Source organism: Arthrobacter sp. 05L421 (assembly GCF_056397785.1).
This window is the reverse complement of sequence record NZ_JBFTOC010000002.1, coordinates 127482-144955: the sequence shown is the minus strand read 5'-3', so window position 1 is coordinate 144955 and position 17474 is coordinate 127482. Positions and strand designations below refer to the sequence as shown.

Here is a 17474-nt window from a genome sequence, read left to right as displayed (position 1 = left end):
TAGTAAGCATGCTTGCAAAATTGATGCAAGACATGCTTAGTGTGGAGCAGGACGTCGGCACATATTGGCGCCGTCCCTGACAACGTGATTTCGTTGCCACCCAATCAGGAAGGCCCTCTTCGTGATCCACGCCCCTGAGCCCCACGCCTGGGACGGTTACCGGCTTCTGACCGCAGCGGCCCGCTTAGTCCAGCGGCTCCACGACGATGCCCTGGCACCGTTGGGACTGACACGTGCAGCCGTCATCGCCTTGGAAGCCGTGGCACCCGGCCCCATGTACCAGGAACAGCTCGCCGCCAAGGTTCATGTACAGAGCCAGACACTCGGGCGCGTCCTCGCCCGACTGGAAGAGGGAGGTCTGGTCACGAGGACACGCAATCCAGCTGACCGACGTCAATTTCACGTCCAGATAACGGACGCCGGAAGTGTCGCCCTGCGTGCGGCCCGCCAGGCAGAGAGGGCTGCCGTCCCCGCGGACTTCGACGGGTGGGAGATCCTGTCGGAACAACTCGCACGGTTTGTGGATTTCTTCCAGACCCCCCGGCCGAGGACTCCAGGCGCCAGTGCCCCTTCGGCGGCCAAACCTGACCCGGCAACTCCAAAGGACTAGGCTCCCGCGCGCGGATCCCCATCTCCCTGCCATCCGTGACCCGGGGCCAGCCGCCGCATCCATTGCATGCAAGGCCGCGAAGGGAGCGCCGCAAACAGCAACCACGACACCGGGTATTGCACGACACAACGCATGCTGATTAAATCGCGGTTACGGCCGCATTCCACGACCGGTCTACCGAAAGGAAGTACAGTAATGGGAATTCTTGCGTTCCTCATTCTCGGCCTTATCGCAGGAGCTATCGCCAAGGCGGTCCTTCCCGGACGGCAGGGAGGCGGCTGGCTTATTACACTCGTTGTCGGCGTCGTAGGCGCAATCCTCGGAGGCTGGATAGGTTCGTTGATCTTCGGAGGAGGCCTCGCGGACTTCTTTGACCTGCGGACCTGGCTCCTTTCAATTCTTGGGGCCGTCATTGTGCTTCTGATCTATGGCGCCGTTGCCGGGCGCCGAAGCAGGGCTTAGAGCCATTGCATGCATGATCTTCCCCTAGGGGCGGACTGCGATTTCTTTTAGACGGCTGCTGGCCGGTGCTGTGACACCCCGGGACGCAACGCCCGGGGTGCTCCCCTGACACAGCCGGCTTTCACACTGCACGATGCCCAAGCCCAAGACTGGCCCGGCTGCCCCGCAAGCCTTCGTGGAGCACAGACTCCGGAAGTCTCCCGCGGCCGAGGTCTTCGCTCCAACCGCCCCACAACGGTGAGCAGAGGTGCGGGCACGAAAGTTTACGTCTCACGTGGTGCGGGCCAGCCGCCAGAGGCACCCGAAAACTCCCTGACCTGACCGGCACCCAGAGAGCGAAAACGACCCCCATGACGATCAAGCTCAACACCGAGGCGCTGCGCCATGCCCGACGTCTGATCAAGGACGCAACGATTGCCCGGGATACCCGGGGCGACTGGAGCGAGCACGCCCCTGACGCTGACAAGGAAAACGCGTTCATCGACCGGCACGGCTACACCGAGTACGGCACGTGGCATCTGGGCGAAGACACCGAGAAACCCGACGACACCAAGGGACGTTACAGCTTTCCCTTTGGGGATTTCCGGCGGCTGCACCGCTGCGCGATTCTTGCCATCGAGAGCCGGGCCGCCCAGAACGACCACGACGACATCGCCAAAGCGGCGAAGTCCCTCCTTGACGAACTCGACAAGGACTAGAACCGACGGCAGGTGCAGCTATGGCCTCGGGCCTGCGGCAGTGCCAGTATGTTGGGAATCGGGTTCCAACAAGTTATCCGGCGCCGGGCAGAAAGGACGCACGGTCATGACCTACATCAACGACTTCGCCGATGTGGGACACGGCGACGTCGATGTGGCCGGCGGCAAGGGCGTCGGACTGGGCGGCCTCACCCAGGCCGGGCTCCCGGTTCCTCCGGGGTTTGTGTTGAACACCGCGGCCTATGCGGATTTTGTGGCTGCCAACCACCTCGAGGCCGGCATCCGCGAACTGGCCGCACTGCCGCCGCTGGCGGCGCCACAGGACTACGAGGATGCCTCGAAGCGGATCCGCGCCCTGTTCACCGGCGGCACCATGCCGGCCGTGATCGCAGCAGAACTCGGCGATGCCTACGGGCGCCTGGGCAACGGGGATTCGGCTGTGGCAGTGCGCTCCTCTGCCACGGCCGAGGACCTCGCCTCGGCCAGCTTCGCCGGGCAACAGGAAACCTACCTTAATGTCCGCGGTACAGACGCTTTGGCCGAGGCCGTGACCGATTGCTGGGCATCACTGTGGACGGCGCGTGCCATGGCGTACAGGGCCCGCGAGGGCGTCGGGCCGGACGCAGTACGCCTCGCGGTGGTGGTCCAGCAGATGGTCGACGCCGAGGCAGCCGGGGTCATGTTCACCGCCAATCCGGCTAACGGGCGCCGCGACCAGATCGTGATCAGTGCCGCGTGGGGTCTGGGCGAGTCTGTGGTCAGCGGTACGGTGACCACGGATGACGTCGTCGTCGAGGCAGCCACGGGCTCGGTATTGTCGCGCCGCACGGCTGATAAGGAGGTCATGACTGTCTACGCGGACCACGGCACGCGGGAGCAGCCGGTGCCGGCCGCGCGGCGTCGTCAGCCCGTTCTGGACAACCAGTCGGCGGCCGCACTGGCCGGCTATGGGTCGCGGATTGCTCATCATTTCGGGGTGCCGCAGGACATCGAGTGGGCACGGGCCGCCGGCGAGTTCTTCATCCTGCAATCCCGGCCCATCACGGCACTGCCTGAACCGACGGCTGACACGCCGGCTGTCTGGACGGTGCCGTACCCGAAGGGGATGTACTTCCGGGCGAGTATCGTGGAACAGTTGCCCGACCCGCTCTCGCCGCTGTTCGCCGACCTCATAGACGGCTCGGTGGCCCGTTCGTTGCGAGCCCTGATGGCCGAGGCGGTCGGGAAGAACGTCATCCGCGATGACGACGTGGGACTGCCCACCATTAACGGCTACGCCTATTACTACTACCGCACCTCGGGAATGTGGCGGATGATGGGCAAGTCGCTGACCGCAGTACGGGCGCTGGTCAGAGGCAAGGCGCACATGGGAGTGGCCGGCTGGCGGGAGTTTTCGCATCCGCGCTACGAGCAGGCGATCAAAGACTGGTCCGCGTCCCCCGTCGAGGAGCTCTCCGGCCAGGAACTGTTCGAGGGCGTGCAGGCGTTGCTGGACGCCGGCACCGTCTACTACACGGCCGTGCAGTCAATCATTCCCATCGCCGCAACAAGCGAAATATCGTTCCGGGCCTACTACGACAGGTTCGTTCGGCGCGACGGAGATCCTCCCGCCCAGACGTTCCTCCTCGGCTACGACAGCGAGCCCATCCGGGCGGAGAAGTCGCTGTTCGATCTGGCGGCCTGGGCCCGGGAAGTTCCGGGGCTGGCCCCGGCGATCCTCAACGAAACCACAGCGGGACTGGTCGACGCGCAGCGCTCCGGGATCGCGCCGGCCGGCGTCGATCAGGCGCTCTGGCAGCAATGGCATCCCCGCTTCCGGGATCACCTCGACCGGTTCGGCCATGCGGTCTACAACCTCGACTTCGTCAGCCCGTTGCCGGCCGACGATCCCTCGACCCTGCTGGAGACGGTGAAGTTCTATCTGCGGGGACAGGGCAACGACCCACACGAGCGCCAGCGACTGTCGGCCGAGCGCAGGGAGAACCAAACCAACCAGGCGATCAGCCGGCTCGGGCCGAAACGCAAGGCGGCGTTCCTCCGGTTGCTCCGGTGGGCTCAGAATGCCGCCCCGGTCCGCGAGGACGCCCTGGCCGACGTCGGCCTGGCCTGGCCGCTGCTACGGCGGATGCTGCTCGAACTCGGACGGCGGCTGGTGGACTCCGCCGTCATCGCCGAGCCTGCCGACGTCTTCTGGCTGCGCCGCCATGAGCTGAAAAGCGCCGTCGAGTTCGGCCTCGCCGCGCCGGGCGCATTGACCACTGTGGCAATTACCGGAGCCGACCGGCCCGTCCGCGCCGACGCCGTCGAGGAGCGCAAGATGCTGTGGCGGGGGCAAGCCAAAGCCGCTGCCCCGCAACTGCTCCCGGAAAGCCGGTGGATGGAGGGGGCCTTCGGGAAAATGATGCCCGCAGGCTCACAGGACCAACTGGGCGACATCATCAAGGGCGTCGGCGCCAGCTCGGGCCGGGTCACCGCTCCGGCCCGCGTCCTTAAGGGCCCCCAGGATTTCGGCCTGATGGTGCCCGGCGATGTCCTGGTGGCCCGCATCACCACTCCCGCCTGGACCTCGCTGTTCGCGATGGCATCGGCCGTTGTCACCGACGTCGGCGGACCGTTGAGCCACAGCTCGATCGTGGCCCGCGAGTACGGCATCCCCGCCGTGCTCGGCACCGGGGTCGCCACCCAGCGGCTGACCAGCGGCCAGCGGATCCGCGTGGACGGCGACGCCGGCACCGTGGCGATCGAGGATCCGAGCGTCACGCAGGGGCCATGACCGATCCCCTCCGGGGCGCAACCGTGCAACACTGATCCGATGTTGACCTTCAGCATCTCCACTTCCTGCGGATTGCGTGGCCAGGCGAACAGCATCGGCGGTAGATTGTCGGCATGGGACAGACTTCCTCCGGCCGCCGGGATTTGCTCACCGTTCGGCTCTTGGGTGTGGCGGAGTTCAGCCATGCGCATTGGTTCTTCGGCAATCTCTATGAGGCCCTCGTCAAGATCCCTCACCGCGTCGCGGCCGCGGAAGCAAGCCGTGAACTCCCCCGGTCGCCCTTTGGCGCGGGTAGCCCCGGCCGGTATTACGCCCCGATCGCCCCGATCAACGCACCAGCGGCCATCGCTGCCCTCGTGGCAGGCTGGAAGCATGCCGACAGCAGGCCATGGCTGATAGTCGCTGCTGCCAGTTCGACGACCGGCGCGGCCGCCACCGCGTATCTGCTCCGGTCCATCAACCCCGCCCTGTTCTTCAGCCCACAACCGCTCAGCGAGATGCGGCGCAATCCGCTGCTGAAACGGTGGTACAGGGTCCACGCCCTCCGGCTCGCAGCCAGCGCTGTTGCCCTGGCCGCCATCCATGAGGCACGAACACTCCGGCTCAGAAGCCGCGGATAAAGGCCAAACGGCACCGACCCGCAGGAGAGACTCATGGACAGGCTCACTGTCACTGCTTCTACCGCTCTGGACAACGTTGCGTCGACCACCATGGACCACGCGGACTGGAACAACAGCACGGTCATCGCCGACGACACACCCGGCAGGGTCCGCGCGCTTCGCGAACGGGAAAACGTGATCGTCTGGGGAAGCCCGACGCTCGTCAAGACGGTCATGGCGGAGAACCTTGCCGACGAGTACGTTCTGCTGTTCTCGCCCATCGTGCTCGGGAGTGGCAAGAAGATGCTGCCGGAGGACGGAACCCGGCACACGCTGCACATCGTCGAACTTGAACTCCTCGAAGGCGGGATGCTGGCACTCCGGATGGCGCCGGCAGCGGCCTGAGGCGTCATCCTGCCCGTTCCGGCGTCGGGAACCTCGTGTTCCCCTGCTGCGCTAGCCCCCGTGGCCCGTTCCATCCGGCACGCTGGCATCGACCGGGAAGGTCATGAACGCCGGCGTATCGTAGGGATGGGCGGACAGGGCGGCATCGACGAGGGCGTTGCGCCGGGAGCGCGGATAGATCGCCTCGATCCGGGTTTCCGGCACCTCCTCGGGCGCATCGACGGCGCCGATGGTCGGGTTCGCGCCCTGCAGCGGCGTGAAGCGGCCGGTGCCTGGGCAGCAGCCGCTCCGCCCGGATGCGGGACGTTCTCGGCACCATCCAGGCCGACCAGGACGCCATCATCCGCGCACCGTCCCGCGGCGCTCTCGTCGTCGACGGCGGTCCAGGTACGGGGAAGACAGTCGTCGCCCTGCACCGCTCCTCCTACCTCCTTTACGCCGACCCCCGCCTCGGTCACCGTGGTGCCCACAGCAAAGGTGGTGTGCTGTTCATTGGACCGCACCGGCCTTACCTCGCCTACGTTGCCGACGCCCTCCCCTGCCTCGGCGAGGAAGGCGTGCGGACCTGCACGCTGCGGGACCTCGTCCCCGAGGGATCCGCCGCAGCGATCGAGACCGACCCGGACGTGGCCCTCCTGAAGTCGTCCGCGGGCATGGTGAAAGCCATCGAACCGGCCGTCAGGTTCTATGCGGAACCGCCCACCCAGGGGATGGAGATCGAGACGCCGTATGCCGACCTCTGGCTCAGCGTTGACGAGTGGGCCGAGGCGTTCGCAGCACCAGAGCCCGGCACCCCGCACAACGTGGCACGCGACGACGTCTGGGAGGAACTGCTCACAATCCTTGTGGACAAGTACGACGGCGACGACGTCCAGGACGGCTTGCTCCGCAGGGCGTTGGCGCAGAACATGGAGCTGGTCAACGCGTTCAGCAGGGCGTGGCCGCTGCTGAATTACCCGGACCTTGTCGGCGACCTCTGGCCGGTGCCCGCATACCTGTACATGTGCGCCCCCTGGCTCCGTCCGGGCGAGGTCACGAAGCTGCAGCGCCACGACGCCCGGGCCTGGACGGTGTCCGACCTGCCGCTCCTGGATGCGGCCCGGCAACGGCTCGGCGACCCCGAGGCCTCACGGCGCAAGCGTCGGCAGGACGCCGTCGTGGATGCGGAGCGAGAGCTTATGGACCGTGTGGTCGACGACCTGATCGCGGCCGACGACTCCGAAATCCTGGTGATGTCGATGCTGCGCGGGCAGGATTTGCAGGACAAGTTGGGCGACTTGGGACGCCAACGTGCCGACGTCGATCCGCAGCAGCGGCATCCCCGTTGTCCATGGGTCGACGGCGGAGCTGGGCTCAAGCCTCGACACCTGGCTCGCCGCGCATGCCGACGGGACCGCCTGCGTCATCGGCCCTAGGGGCATCGAGACCGGGCCGTTCCGGGCGACGTCCCGCGTCAGGTCACTGACCCCAGAGTTGGCGAAGGGACTCGAGTTCGACCTGGTGGTCCTCGTCGACCCGGGCGCGTTCGACACGGGCATCGAGGGCGCGGTGGACCGCTATGTCGCGATGACCCGGGCCACCCAGCAACTCGTCATCCTCAAAACCCTGACGTCGGCCAACGACCGTCACTGCCACCCGACGGTCACGATGTGGGGAACGCTGAGCGGCGCGAAGCGACGTGCGGGGGCCGGGCGCCAAGGCGCCGGCTCCGGCCTATCATGGGGATCACGGAACGGAACGCAACGGAACGCAGGCGGGGGCCGCTCAGCATGACCAGCGAACGCGAACGCAATGAAGCGCCGACGGGAGACGTGGCGCTCGTGACCGGTGCCAGCCGAGGCGTCGGCCGGGGCATCGCGATTGGCCTGCTGGAAGCGGGGTTTCGAGTTTACGGCTCGGGCCGCTCGATCGACCAGGCGGACCTGCCGCCGGGGATCCGGCGCCTCCGCTGCGACCATCTCAAAGACGAAGAAACGGCGCACGTGTTCGAAACGATCCGGTCCGAGTGCGACCGCCTCGATCTCCTCGTCAATTGCGCCTGGGGCGGCTACGAGAAAATGGTCGAAGGCGGCGCGTTCACGTGGCCTGCGCCGTTTTGGGATCAGCCGGCGCATCGCTGGACCGGCATGATGGACGCCGGAGTGCGAGCGGCATTTGTGTGTTCGGCCCATGCGGCGCGGATGATGACGCCACGGCACCACGGCTTGATCATCAACATCAGCTTCTGGTCGGCGCAGCGTCACCTCGGCAACACGATCTACGGCATCGCAAAAGCTGCCACGGACAAGATGACCTCCGACATGGCCGTCGAGCTAAAACCGTTCGCTGTTCCGGTGGCCTCGCTCTACCCCGGCCTGGTTCGAACCGAGGCGGTTGTGGCTGCGGCGAAAAGCGGCGCGTTCGATCTGTCGACCAGCGAAAGCCCTGAGTTCATCGGCCGCGTGATCAACGCACTGTTCCACGACCCGAACCTGATGGCGCGGACCGGCCACGTGCTGGTCGCCGCCGCGGTTGCCAAGGAGTTTGGCGTACTGGACATCGACGGAAGTTCGCCGCCGGCGCTGACACTGGCGGACATCGGTTCCTAGGGGCGAGCCCCCAGATGAGTTGGGTTGGGCCTTCGACCCCCTCGGTTGAGGGCGCCCGGCCGGTGCCGCACCCGGAATCCCTCTCCCCCGCTGTTGGTAGTCTTTAGCGGACTTCCACCAGACATCACTTGAGGTGCAATCCATGACCGCAACGACACCCACTCCGGGCACAGTCCTTCTCGCCGGCGCCACCGGCGATCTCGGCGGTCTAATCCTGCGGAACCTGATCGCCCTGGGGGCCACCGTTCGGGTCCTGGCTAGGCCACAGACCGACCCGGCACGGATCGCACAACTACGCGCCCGGGGCGCCGAAGTGATCCAGGCCGATTACGATGATCCGGACGCTCTCCGAAGGGCCTGCACGGATGTTGACTGTGTGGTCTCGGCGATCAACGGTCTCGACAGCGTTATCCTGGGTGCTCAATCGCGCTTGCTGGAGGCGGCGGCCGCGGTGGGCGTGCCCCGTTTCATCCCGTCCGATTTCTCCATCGATTACCGTGGCATCCGGCCTCGAAGCAACCGGAATCTGGAGCTTCGCAGAGACTTCGCTCAGAGACTGGACACCACTCAAATCCAGGCCACATCGATCCTCAACGGCGCCTTCACCGACATGCTCTCCGGGCAGGCACCAATGATCCTGTTCTCACGGCGCCGTGTGCTCTTCTGGTCCGACCCCGACCAAGTGCTCGACTTCACCACCAAAGACGACACCGCCACCTACACAGCCGCTGCCGCCGTCGACGAGAGGGCGCCCCGCGTCCTCCAGATCGCCGGGGACCAGACCACGGCAAGGACCCTGGCCTCCACCATGACCGACCTGACCGGAACGCAGTTCCGGCTCCTCTACGCGGGCAGTGTTGGTTCACTGACTGCCATGAGCCGGGCAGTCAGAGCCATCGTGCTTGCCTCTACCGAACCGTTCCCGCCGTGGCAGGGCATGCAGTACTTCGCCAGCATGTTCAGCGGAGACGCGACTCTGCGCTACATCAACAACGACCGGTACGGAAGCCGAAAATGGACCACCGCCCGGGACGTCCTGGAGCAGCACCTCCATAGCCAACGGCCACGCCTAAATAGTCTAAGAGCTACCGTTCACAGGTCATGATGGATGCCGCGACCCACCGGAAACACCCGCTCTTGGTTCGGAGCGGCGCGTTCATTGGGTTGGCCCGGTTAGCAGCTTTCTGATCTGGGCGAGCTTTGCTTCGGACTCTTCGAGGCTCAGGCGGAGCCCTTCGACTGTCCCGGTACTCGTGTCAGCCGCATCGACGGGCGGTGCGGAATCCTTCTTGGGAGCCAGGAAGAAGTTGGCCAGGTAACCGGTGAAGGTGCCGAAGATACCCACACCGAGGACGATAATGCCTGACCCGATGACACGGCCCAGATCGGTGACCGGATATTGGTCACCGTATCCAACTGTCGAGATCGTGACGATCGTGTACCAGATGGCATCCGAGGCGCTCGTGATGTTGGCCCCGGGGGCGTACTGCTCGACGCGGAGCATCGTGAGGCTTCCGAATTCCAAGACCAAAATGCCCATGAGCAACAGTACGTACAGGGAACTGCCAGCCCGGTCTTTGATCAGCGCGCGGCCGACAGTGCGGACGCCGACCTCGCGGAGCAGGCGGTACACACGGACCAGCCGGAAGATCCGCAGGATCTTGAACTGCGCCAACGGCACGCTGGCCAACAGGTCGGCCCAGCCAAAGTGCTTGAAGAAATAGGCGCCCGCCGATGGCGCGGTGACAATCCGGTAGAGGAAGTCGGCGAGGAAGATCACACTGAAAATGCCGTTCATCACCGTGAGCACGGTGTCCAGCGACGTGTCCCGCACGACATACAAGAGCACGAGATTGACGATCGACAGGACCGAAAGGATACCAATGAAGATCTCGTATCCGGTGCTCTTCAGTTCACTGCGTTCCTTGCTCATATGAGGATTCTGGCATGCGAGCAGCGGCATGGCCGACACTATTTTCGCCTAGCTACGCTAGGGCCTGCTCCCAGACCGCTTGATTCAGTACGACGTACTGAGCAGCGGCTCGCCAGTGCTCGCCGTGTCCATCAATGTACATGTCGGCCCAGGGCTGGAACCCTGTCTGGTTCGAGAACTTCAGGAGATTGAACATCGCCGCTGTTCGTTTCGCCATCGCGGCCGGCAGCGCCTTGCGTAGCGCGCCATCGGCTTCGTACCCGTCAACAACGGCGCGCAATCTCAAAGCCGCATCTTCCAGTGGTTGCCCGTCACACAGCTGGCCGAACGACTGCGCTGCGTACGCTAAATCCCACAGCCGCGTGCTGGGACCGGCGCCATCCCAATCGATGAACACCCAGCGGTCTCCTCTGATGAGATTCCACGGAGCGAGGTCGTTATGGCACATCAGATTCGGATTTTCAGCGGGCAGCAGCATGTGCCAGTCGTCCGGATGGGGAAACACGACTCCTTCACTCGCATCATGGATTTGCCGAATCATCCGGCCAACCCGTAGCAAATCGTCCTGCCCGAGCGGCAACTGATCCAGCGCGAGTACTCCTTCGATGTACTCGACCACATGTCGGCCGTCGTCGTCCCGGCCCAGGGGCTGAGGAACATCCACGCCAGATGACCGGAGCGCACCAAGATAGCTCTGCACTGCGGAAGAGTTTTCCAGCCAAGGTTTTCGGACGGTGTCACCTACGCGCACGACACTTTCCGACGCGTTTCCCCCTGTCAGTTCCTTCTCGTCCTCGACCATCCCAGAAGGCTACTGGCTGCGGTGATTGTGTCAACTTGATCGGGACCCACTAGGGCGGCCCGACCGGTGCCCACCCTCGACTGCAAGCTGTGGCTAGGTACTTTCGGTTTGCCTTAGTTATACTGACATCTGAATAATTGTTCAGATGTTGGAGGTTACGTGGCTGCCCGTGAAGCTGTCGATGAATGCGCTGTGAATCTGGTCGACCCCGACAAGGTCGAACTTGTCCGGGAGGCCATGCCCTCAGACCACGACATCGCAGAACTGGCCGATGTGTTCTCCCTTCTGGGCGATCCGGGACGCTTGCGGCTGTTGACGTCACTACTGGAGGCCGGGGAACTGTGCGTCTGTGACCTCGCTGCGACGACGGGAATGAGCGAGAGCGCCGTCAGCCATGCGTTGCGCCTGCTGCGCGCCCACCGGGTGGTTTCGGTCTCCCGGCGGGGCCGGATGGCGTACTACCGGCTGGATGACGCGCACGTGCGGATGCTGCTGGACCTGGGGTTGACCCATACCGGACACACTGTCGCCCTTCATCCCGAGGGTAACGGTCCCGCACAGAACGACAACGTGCGATGAGCGCCGGTCACGTTCACGACCACCCGCGCGACGAGGCAGGGAAGACGTCCGCGTCCAAACACGACGGCCACGGCCACGGAATATCGACGAACGCTGACCGGCGGTACCTGGTTACCGCTTTGGCGCTGATTGTCGGGTTCATGATCGTCGAAGTGATTGTCGCGGTCATTTCCGGGTCCCTGGCTCTGCTCTCGGACGCCGGGCACATGCTCACGGATGCCGGCGCGATCGCTGCGTCGCTGTGGGCGATGAACCTGGCCGCTCGTCCGGCGCGTGGGATCTGGACCTTCGGATTCAAGCGCGCGGAGATCATCTCTGCTGCCGCCAACGGCATCACCTTGCTGGTCATCAGCGCCCTCGTGGCGGTTGAGGCCATCCACCGCCTCCTTGATCCGCCCCCAGTCTCAGGTGGACCCGTCCTGGTCGTCGCCATCCTGGGGGTCATCGTGAATCTGGTGGCGGTGTGGGTGCTAGCCAAAGCCAACCGGTCCAGCTTGAACGTGGAAGGATCCTTCCAGCACATCCTCACCGACCTGTATGGGTTCATTGCCACCGCGATCGCCGGCCTCGTCGTCCTGACCACCGGCTTTACCCGCGCCGACGCGATCGCATCCCTCATCGTCGTGGCCCTGATGCTCCACGCTGCATGGGGCCTGCTGCGGGACTCCGGGAGGATCCTCCTGGAGGGAGCCCCGGAAGGTATCGATCTGGACCAGGTCAGAGAACACCTCCTTGAATCGGGCCATGTGCATGACGTCCATGACCTGCACGTCTGGACCGTCACTTCTGACCTGCCCGCGCTGTCCGCACACGTCGTCCTGGACGAGAGCTGCTTCCACGACGGACACGCCCCCCTCATCCTCGATGAGCTGCAAAGTTGCCTGACCGGGCACTTCGACGTCGAGCACTCCACGTTCCAGTTCGAACCCGCCGGCCACGCCGTCCACGAGACAGGAACGCACTGATGACCGGGCCCCCGCCCCTGCCCCTGGGCCGGAACAAGCCTGCACCCGAAGAAGCGTCCTCTTGCGCGGACGGCTGTTGCACTCCGGACGTTCCCGCCGTTCCGGACTCCGCCTGGATCAGGAACGCCCGTACCGTCCGGTTGCTGTCTTGGTTCAGCCTGGTCTGGATGGTTCTGGAGGGTTCGCTCGGCCTGGTCGCCGGCGGCGCCGCCGGCTCCGTATCCCTGATCGGCTGGGCGCTCAGCTCGGCCGTCGAGGGCCTGGCGAGCATCATTGTCATCTGGCGATTCACCGGGTCCCGCACCCTCTCCGATACCGCAGAGGGGCGGGCACAAAAAGGGGTGGCCATCAGTTTCTGGCTCCTGGCCCCCTACATTGGAATCCAATCAGTCATCGATCTGGCGACCGGGCACCGGGCCGAAAACAGCCTCCTGGGTATTGTGCTCACCGCGGCAAGCGTGGTCATGCCTGTACTCGGCATCGCGAAACACCGCCTCGGTGCCCGGCTGAACTCCGGAGCCACAGCAGGAGAGGGAACCCAGAACCTGCTCTGCGCCGCGACAGCAGCCGCTGTCCTGATCGGTCTGGCCGGCAACGCGCTCTTCGGCGCGTGGTGGCTTGACCCCGTCGTTGGCCTTCTCGTCGCCGCTGTCGCCGTCAAGGAAGGCCGCGAGGCGTGGCGAGGTGAAGACTGCTGCTAAAGACCTGAGAACCGACCTGCCGATGTAGCCCCGGGCCAGCCACCATTAATGGCCGCCGCGCGAATGACCAGGAACAGACCCACCGTAAGGAAGCAGAAACCCATGGCCAGAACTAACGGGACCACCACAACGACGGACCTTGGGATACTGCTGCGCCGAGGCCTGCGCCTGGAATACGCGACTCTGGGCTGGAACGTGATCGGCCTCGGCGTCCTGGCCGCCGCCGCCCTTGGTGCCGGATCACCGGCTTTGGCCGGATTCGGTCTGGATTGCCTCATCGAAATCTTCGCCTCCCTCGTCGTGGTCTGGCAGCTCAAAGGCATCCACAAAGACCGGGAAACCCGGGCGATGCGCCTGATCGGGGTGGCCTTCGCGGTCCTCGCCGCCTACCTCCTCATCCAGTTGGCCATCGTCATTGCCGCCGGCCTCAGGCCCGCAACCTCCGGATTGGGCATCGTCTGGACGGCCCTGACCTTCGTGGTCATGCTCGCTCTCACCTGGGGCAAAATGCGCACCGGACGCGCCCTGGGCAATCCGGTGTTGCGCGCCGAAGGGAAAGTGACCCTGGTCGATGCGTATCTGGCGGGCGCAGTCCTGGCCGGGCTGGTCCTGAACGCCCTCTTCGGATGGTGGTGGGCCGACCCGCTAGCCGGGTCCGTGATCATCTACTACGCCATCCGCGAGGCACGCAACTCCTTCAAGCACACCGCCGAAGAGACCACGGCATGAACTGGGGGGACGCAGCGATCGCCGCTGTCGGCGGCGTTGTCCTGATCTACGCCGTGCTGCTTGTCCTTCTCGGCCTCTACGCCCGTAAACACCCGGAAACGGTGAGGATGAGGGACGCCCTCCGGTTGCTGCCGGACCTGCTGGTCCTGCTGCGCCGGCTGACCGCGGACCGGACCCTGCCGCGCGGAATCCGGGTCCGCCTGGTCCTGCTGCTGATCTACCTCGCCTCACCCATTGATCTGGTCCCGGACTTCCTTCCGGTCATAGGGTATGCCGACGACGCCATCATCGTGGCCGTGGTCCTGCGCGCAGTCATCCGAAAAGCGGGCCACGGCCCCTTGGAACGACACTGGCCCGGCACACCGTCCGGCCTCGCCATCATCCAACGGCTGGCCGGCACGGCCACAACCCGGGCATGAAAAGCCCACGGCTCACCAGCACTCTGAGTTGCCCGGACTGCGGCAGCCAGGAGATACGGGACATGCCCACCGACGCGTGCGTGTATTTTCACCGGCGCACCGCTTGCGGCGCACCCATCAACCCCACGGCCGGCGACTGTTGCGTCTTCTGCTCCTACGGCGACACCCCCTGCCCTCCGATGCAGTCCCCGGAGTAGCCCCCGTCATTAGGTTCGGTATGTCGCTCAGGTGGGTACCTTTCGGGCCGTCCGAGTGGGCTCCGTTCAGACTGACATATTCACTGCGGGCCAGATTGGCCAAAGGCCGCATGGCCGCGAAGCGGGGGGTGACGCGTGGGCCGACTGCGGCAAATGAGAGGGTCCTTCATGCCCGCGGACCGGTCGATGGTTGCCCCGGCCGCCTCCGTCGTCGGCTATCGTCCCATCCCAGCGGCGCACTTCCTATGCGATCGGGCGGACGTTCTGATTTGATCGGAAGAGGTTGGTTGGGTCGTATGTGGCTTTGACGGCCGCCAGCCGATCGTAATTGGCGCCGTAGGCTGCCCTCACGCGCTCCTCCCCCTCCTGGCCCAGATCGTTGACGTAAACCCCGCCCGCGGCGAAGGGCTGCATCGCCTCGAAGAACGCGCGGACCCAGCCGACGTTGCGCTCCGTCTCTGCCGGGTCGGCCCACTGGGCCAGGATGAGGAGCTCGCTCTGCGACCGCCGATGGGGAAATGCCGTGGCTGCCGGGTCGACCCGGGCGGCCACACCATGTAGTTGCTGCATTCCAATGCCACTCGCCGCTGAAGGCATCTCGGTCGCAAACTGGAGCAGGATATCGACAGCCTCGGCGGTGAACTCGGTGAAAAAGCTCGATTTCCAGTAGTGGTTCTGGCCCAACGGAAAGCCCGCGTCGTGAGCGCTCTGCAGGACGACGTAGTCGGTTGGCACCACCACGTCGACAGCTGGGCCGAGCTCGCGGAGCGGTCGGAGGGCCAGCTCAGCCTCATCATGCTCTCCGCTCCAGCAGACGCCTACGCCAAACACAGGGCGCCCCGAGGCGTCACGCGCCAGACTCGCCGACATCGAGAGTTCATCGGGGCAAGACGCGGCGAATTCGGGGTAAAACCGCAGGACTTCCCCCGTCCGTTCGGCCGGGAACGAGAGCGCCCCGGCAAGAACCGGCCCGACGGGATGCAAACGATAGGTGAACGACGTAACAACGCCGAAGTTGCCGCCTCCACCCCGGAGGGCCCAGTAGAGGTCTGCGTGTTGGTCCGGGCTCACCGTCAGCAGCCTGCCATCGGACGTCACGACGTCGGCGGCCAGCACGTTGTCGCAGGTGAGCCCGTGCTTGCCGTTGAGCCAGCCGATGCCACCGCCCAGGGTCAACCCGGCGATGCCGGTAACCGAGACAACTCCGAGCGGCGTGGCTAGGCCATATGCCTGAGTGGCAACATCAAGATCGGCCAGGAGCGCACCCGCGCCAGCTACGGCGACGCGCCGTTCAGCATCGATCTGAACATTCCTCATGCCAGAGCAATCGAGCATGAGCCCATGCGCGCCGACGGCGTTCCCGGCCACGTTGTGACCGCCGCCCTTAATGGAAACAGGGATATTGTTGTCCCGGGCGAAGGTCACCGCTCGGCGGACATCCTCGACGTCAGCGGGGCGGACGATCAGGTCCGGACGGCGGTCAATCATCGCGTTGAAGACCTTCCGGGCGTCGTCGTAGCCGGTTTCTTCAGGACGGAACAGCCAGCCCCGGAGAGCCGAACTCAAGTCATCAACGAGGGATGGGTCAAGCGACGGTGAGGGGGTCTGGGTAGCCACGACACGGCACCTTTTTCGATCGAGACCGTCAAGTGCCCGACCCAGCCGGCGTCGTCCTCACTTGACCGTCAGAGAACCGTGCATGTTGGAGTGGTACCTGCAGTGAAACGCGTAAGTGCCCGGCGTGGAGGGTGCCTTGAATGTGGCCGTACCGCCGTTTTCCTTGACCTCGACATCAAAGAGCTTCGCATCCTGGTCTGCGGTCACCGTGTGCTCGACACTGTCCATGTTCGTCACCTTTACCTCCGCACCGGGAGCGACCGAGCCGGGGATCTGGTAGGCGTAGTTGCTGATCGTGATTGTCGCAGCGGCGGTGTTTGCCGCTCCGCTTCCCGGCCCGGAAGTGGAGCCCGCCGGGGCAGACGGCTCCATCGACATGCTGGAAGAGGTCCCGGCCGTCGTGGCCGGGGCCGACGCCGGTGTTCCGCCGCCTCCGGCACAGCCGCTCAGCCCAATCAAAACCGTGGCCAACACGAGTGCAGTCCGTGTCTTATTACTCGTCATGATGTGCCGTCCTCGACGCTGGAGGGGCTGAGGAATCAGCCGGCTTCCTTCCATTCTGCATCCAGCACCGTCAAAAAGCAGTGCCAAAAGGCACTGTCAGGAAGCACAGGTGGTCAGGGTTGCGTTCTTGCCTTTTGCAGGTAGGCCAGGAGCCCGGCAAGTTGCTCCGAGGACCATGGCAGATCCGCGCTGAGGGCGCCCCTATTGTCCTGCCAGATGGAACGGGCGGCGGCTTTGGTCTGCTCACCTGAGTGGAACATGGATCCGATTTCGTCCCATGTCCTGACCCACTCCCGAATGGAGGGATCAGAGACCGGCGTCCCGTTCTCGACGTGTCTGAGGCCTTCCTCGACCAACGCGGCCCATCGGGTCTTGGCGGCCTCGATGCGGTCGGTGCCGAGTTCGGCCCTGCGGTCGGCCAGTTCCTGGCGCTGTTCTGGTGTGAAGTGGTTTTCGAGCACTGTGATCATCTCCAACGTTGACATGAACTGTTCCGGCGACGGCATGGCGGCGCCCTCGCTGCGTGAAATGTCGAGGCGGGAAAGCAGGTCCCGTAGCCGGTTTTGGACGGCGTGGACCTGCTCGGCGTGCCGGCTCATGTGCTGCAATTGCTGTTCCAGGAGGATGCGCAGCGAGGCCATGTCATCGGCAGGGGTTGCCAACGCGGCGCCGATATCGGCCAGCGGGAGGCCCAGCATCTGCAGCGCCCGGATCCGGTACAGCCGCGGCACGTCATCCTCGGTGTAGCGCCGGTGACCGGAGGCGGTCCGCTGGCCTGCTGACAGCAGTCCGATCTCGTCGTAGTGATGGAGGGTCCGGACCGTGACGCCACTCGCCCTCGCGAGTTCGCCGATGCTCCATTGACCTGCTGCACCGCTCGTCTGTTTCATAGG

At 65.0% G+C, this 17474-nt stretch carries 21 protein-coding genes; 15 read left to right on the top strand and 6 right to left on the bottom strand.

Annotated features, from left to right (window positions below):
- Nucleotides 1-121 precede the first annotated feature (121 nt).
- The 6 genes from AC1DKQ_RS03630 to AC1DKQ_RS03605 all read left to right on the top strand — a co-directional run bounded on the left by AC1DKQ_RS03630 (nt 122) and on the right by AC1DKQ_RS03605 (nt 5547).
- Nucleotides 122-610, top strand: coding sequence for a MarR family winged helix-turn-helix transcriptional regulator (locus tag AC1DKQ_RS03630; RefSeq protein ID WP_476918237.1), 489 nt, complete (start codon nt 122-124; stop codon nt 608-610).
- 195 nt (nt 611-805) lie between these two features.
- On the top strand, nt 806-1072 hold the full coding sequence (locus tag AC1DKQ_RS03625; protein ID WP_476884591.1) for a GlsB/YeaQ/YmgE family stress response membrane protein: 267 nt from the start codon (nt 806-808) through the stop codon (nt 1070-1072).
- A gap of 350 nt (nt 1073-1422) precedes the next feature.
- Nucleotides 1423-1770, top strand: coding sequence for a hypothetical protein (locus AC1DKQ_RS03620; RefSeq protein ID WP_476884592.1), 348 nt, complete (start codon nt 1423-1425; stop codon nt 1768-1770).
- A gap of 106 nt (nt 1771-1876) precedes the next feature.
- Entirely contained in the window at nt 1877-4543 is a 2667-nt protein-coding gene (locus AC1DKQ_RS03615; protein WP_476918236.1) for a PEP/pyruvate-binding domain-containing protein, read from the top strand.
- A 113-nt stretch (nt 4544-4656) separates the two neighbouring features.
- A complete protein-coding gene (locus tag AC1DKQ_RS03610) occupies nt 4657-5163 on the top strand; it encodes a hypothetical protein (protein ID WP_476918235.1) in 507 nt (168 codons plus the stop codon).
- A 33-nt stretch (nt 5164-5196) separates the two neighbouring features.
- Nucleotides 5197-5547 carry a dihydrofolate reductase family protein gene (locus AC1DKQ_RS03605; protein ID WP_476918234.1) on the top strand — a complete coding sequence of 117 codons (351 nt, stop codon included), beginning with the start codon at nt 5197-5199 and terminating at the stop codon, nt 5545-5547.
- Nucleotides 5548-5598: 51 nt separating this feature from the next.
- Here AC1DKQ_RS03605 and AC1DKQ_RS03600 read toward each other — a convergent pair whose 3' ends face one another.
- On the bottom strand, nt 5599-5751 hold the full coding sequence (locus AC1DKQ_RS03600; RefSeq protein ID WP_476918233.1) for a hypothetical protein: 153 nt from the start codon (nt 5749-5751) through the stop codon (nt 5599-5601).
- A 92-nt stretch (nt 5752-5843) separates the two neighbouring features.
- On the opposite strand from AC1DKQ_RS03600, the gene AC1DKQ_RS03595 reads away from it, so the two are divergent.
- From AC1DKQ_RS03595 to AC1DKQ_RS03585, 3 genes are all read left to right on the top strand, one after another.
- Nucleotides 5844-6962 carry a helicase domain-containing protein gene (locus AC1DKQ_RS03595; RefSeq protein ID WP_476918232.1) on the top strand — a complete coding sequence of 373 codons (1119 nt, stop codon included), beginning with the start codon at nt 5844-5846 and terminating at the stop codon, nt 6960-6962.
- A gap of 354 nt (nt 6963-7316) precedes the next feature.
- Entirely contained in the window at nt 7317-8135 is an 819-nt protein-coding gene (locus AC1DKQ_RS03590; RefSeq protein ID WP_476918231.1) for an SDR family NAD(P)-dependent oxidoreductase, read from the top strand.
- 142 nt (nt 8136-8277) lie between these two features.
- Nucleotides 8278-9240 (top strand): NmrA family NAD(P)-binding protein, encoded by a 963-nt coding sequence (locus AC1DKQ_RS03585; protein ID WP_476918230.1) that lies wholly within the window; start codon nt 8278-8280, stop codon nt 9238-9240.
- 51 nt (nt 9241-9291) lie between these two features.
- On the opposite strand, the gene AC1DKQ_RS03580 is transcribed toward AC1DKQ_RS03585, so the two are convergent.
- Nucleotides 9292-10068 (bottom strand): ion transporter, encoded by a 777-nt coding sequence (locus tag AC1DKQ_RS03580; RefSeq protein WP_476884598.1) that lies wholly within the window; start codon nt 10066-10068, stop codon nt 9292-9294.
- A 52-nt stretch (nt 10069-10120) separates the two neighbouring features.
- Nucleotides 10121-10870: a phosphotransferase gene (locus tag AC1DKQ_RS03575; protein ID WP_476884599.1), complete on the bottom strand. Its 750-nt coding sequence runs from the start codon at nt 10868-10870 to the stop codon at nt 10121-10123.
- Nucleotides 10871-11107: 237 nt separating this feature from the next.
- Here AC1DKQ_RS03575 and AC1DKQ_RS03570 point away from each other — a divergent pair, with 237 nt between their 5' ends.
- From AC1DKQ_RS03570 to AC1DKQ_RS03545, 6 genes are all read left to right on the top strand, one after another.
- Complete coding sequence (locus AC1DKQ_RS03570; protein WP_476884710.1) at nt 11108-11449, top strand: ArsR/SmtB family transcription factor; 342 nt, start codon at nt 11108-11110, stop codon at nt 11447-11449.
- Nucleotides 11446-12414: a cation diffusion facilitator family transporter gene (locus AC1DKQ_RS03565; protein ID WP_476918229.1), complete on the top strand. Its 969-nt coding sequence runs from the start codon at nt 11446-11448 to the stop codon at nt 12412-12414. The genes AC1DKQ_RS03570 and AC1DKQ_RS03565 overlap by 4 nt, the downstream gene beginning before the upstream one ends.
- On the top strand, nt 12414-13115 hold the full coding sequence (locus AC1DKQ_RS03560) for a cation diffusion facilitator family transporter (RefSeq protein ID WP_476918228.1): 702 nt from the start codon (nt 12414-12416) through the stop codon (nt 13113-13115). Before AC1DKQ_RS03565 ends, AC1DKQ_RS03560 begins: the two co-directional genes overlap by 1 nt.
- Before the next feature lie 102 nt (nt 13116-13217).
- Entirely contained in the window at nt 13218-13844 is a 627-nt protein-coding gene (locus tag AC1DKQ_RS03555) for a cation efflux transmembrane domain-containing protein (RefSeq protein WP_476918227.1), read from the top strand.
- Nucleotides 13841-14263, top strand: a complete 423-nt coding sequence (locus AC1DKQ_RS03550) for a YkvA family protein (RefSeq protein WP_476918226.1) — start codon at nt 13841-13843, stop codon at nt 14261-14263. The genes AC1DKQ_RS03555 and AC1DKQ_RS03550 overlap by 4 nt, the downstream gene beginning before the upstream one ends.
- A complete protein-coding gene (locus AC1DKQ_RS03545) occupies nt 14260-14460 on the top strand; it encodes a GDCCVxC domain-containing (seleno)protein (RefSeq protein ID WP_476884604.1) in 201 nt (66 codons plus the stop codon). Before AC1DKQ_RS03550 ends, AC1DKQ_RS03545 begins: the two co-directional genes overlap by 4 nt.
- Nucleotides 14461-14703: 243 nt before the next feature.
- Here AC1DKQ_RS03545 and AC1DKQ_RS03540 read toward each other — a convergent pair whose 3' ends face one another.
- From AC1DKQ_RS03540 to AC1DKQ_RS03530, 3 genes are all read right to left on the bottom strand, one after another.
- Nucleotides 14704-16077 (bottom strand): FAD-binding oxidoreductase, encoded by a 1374-nt coding sequence (locus AC1DKQ_RS03540; protein ID WP_476918225.1) that lies wholly within the window; start codon nt 16075-16077, stop codon nt 14704-14706.
- Nucleotides 16078-16134: 57 nt separating this feature from the next.
- Entirely contained in the window at nt 16135-16581 is a 447-nt protein-coding gene (locus AC1DKQ_RS03535; RefSeq protein ID WP_476918224.1) for a cupredoxin domain-containing protein, read from the bottom strand.
- Between the two features lie 113 nt (nt 16582-16694).
- Nucleotides 16695-17471: a MerR family transcriptional regulator gene (locus AC1DKQ_RS03530; RefSeq protein WP_476918223.1), complete on the bottom strand. Its 777-nt coding sequence runs from the start codon at nt 17469-17471 to the stop codon at nt 16695-16697.
- Between the last annotated feature and the right edge of the window lie 3 nt (nt 17472-17474).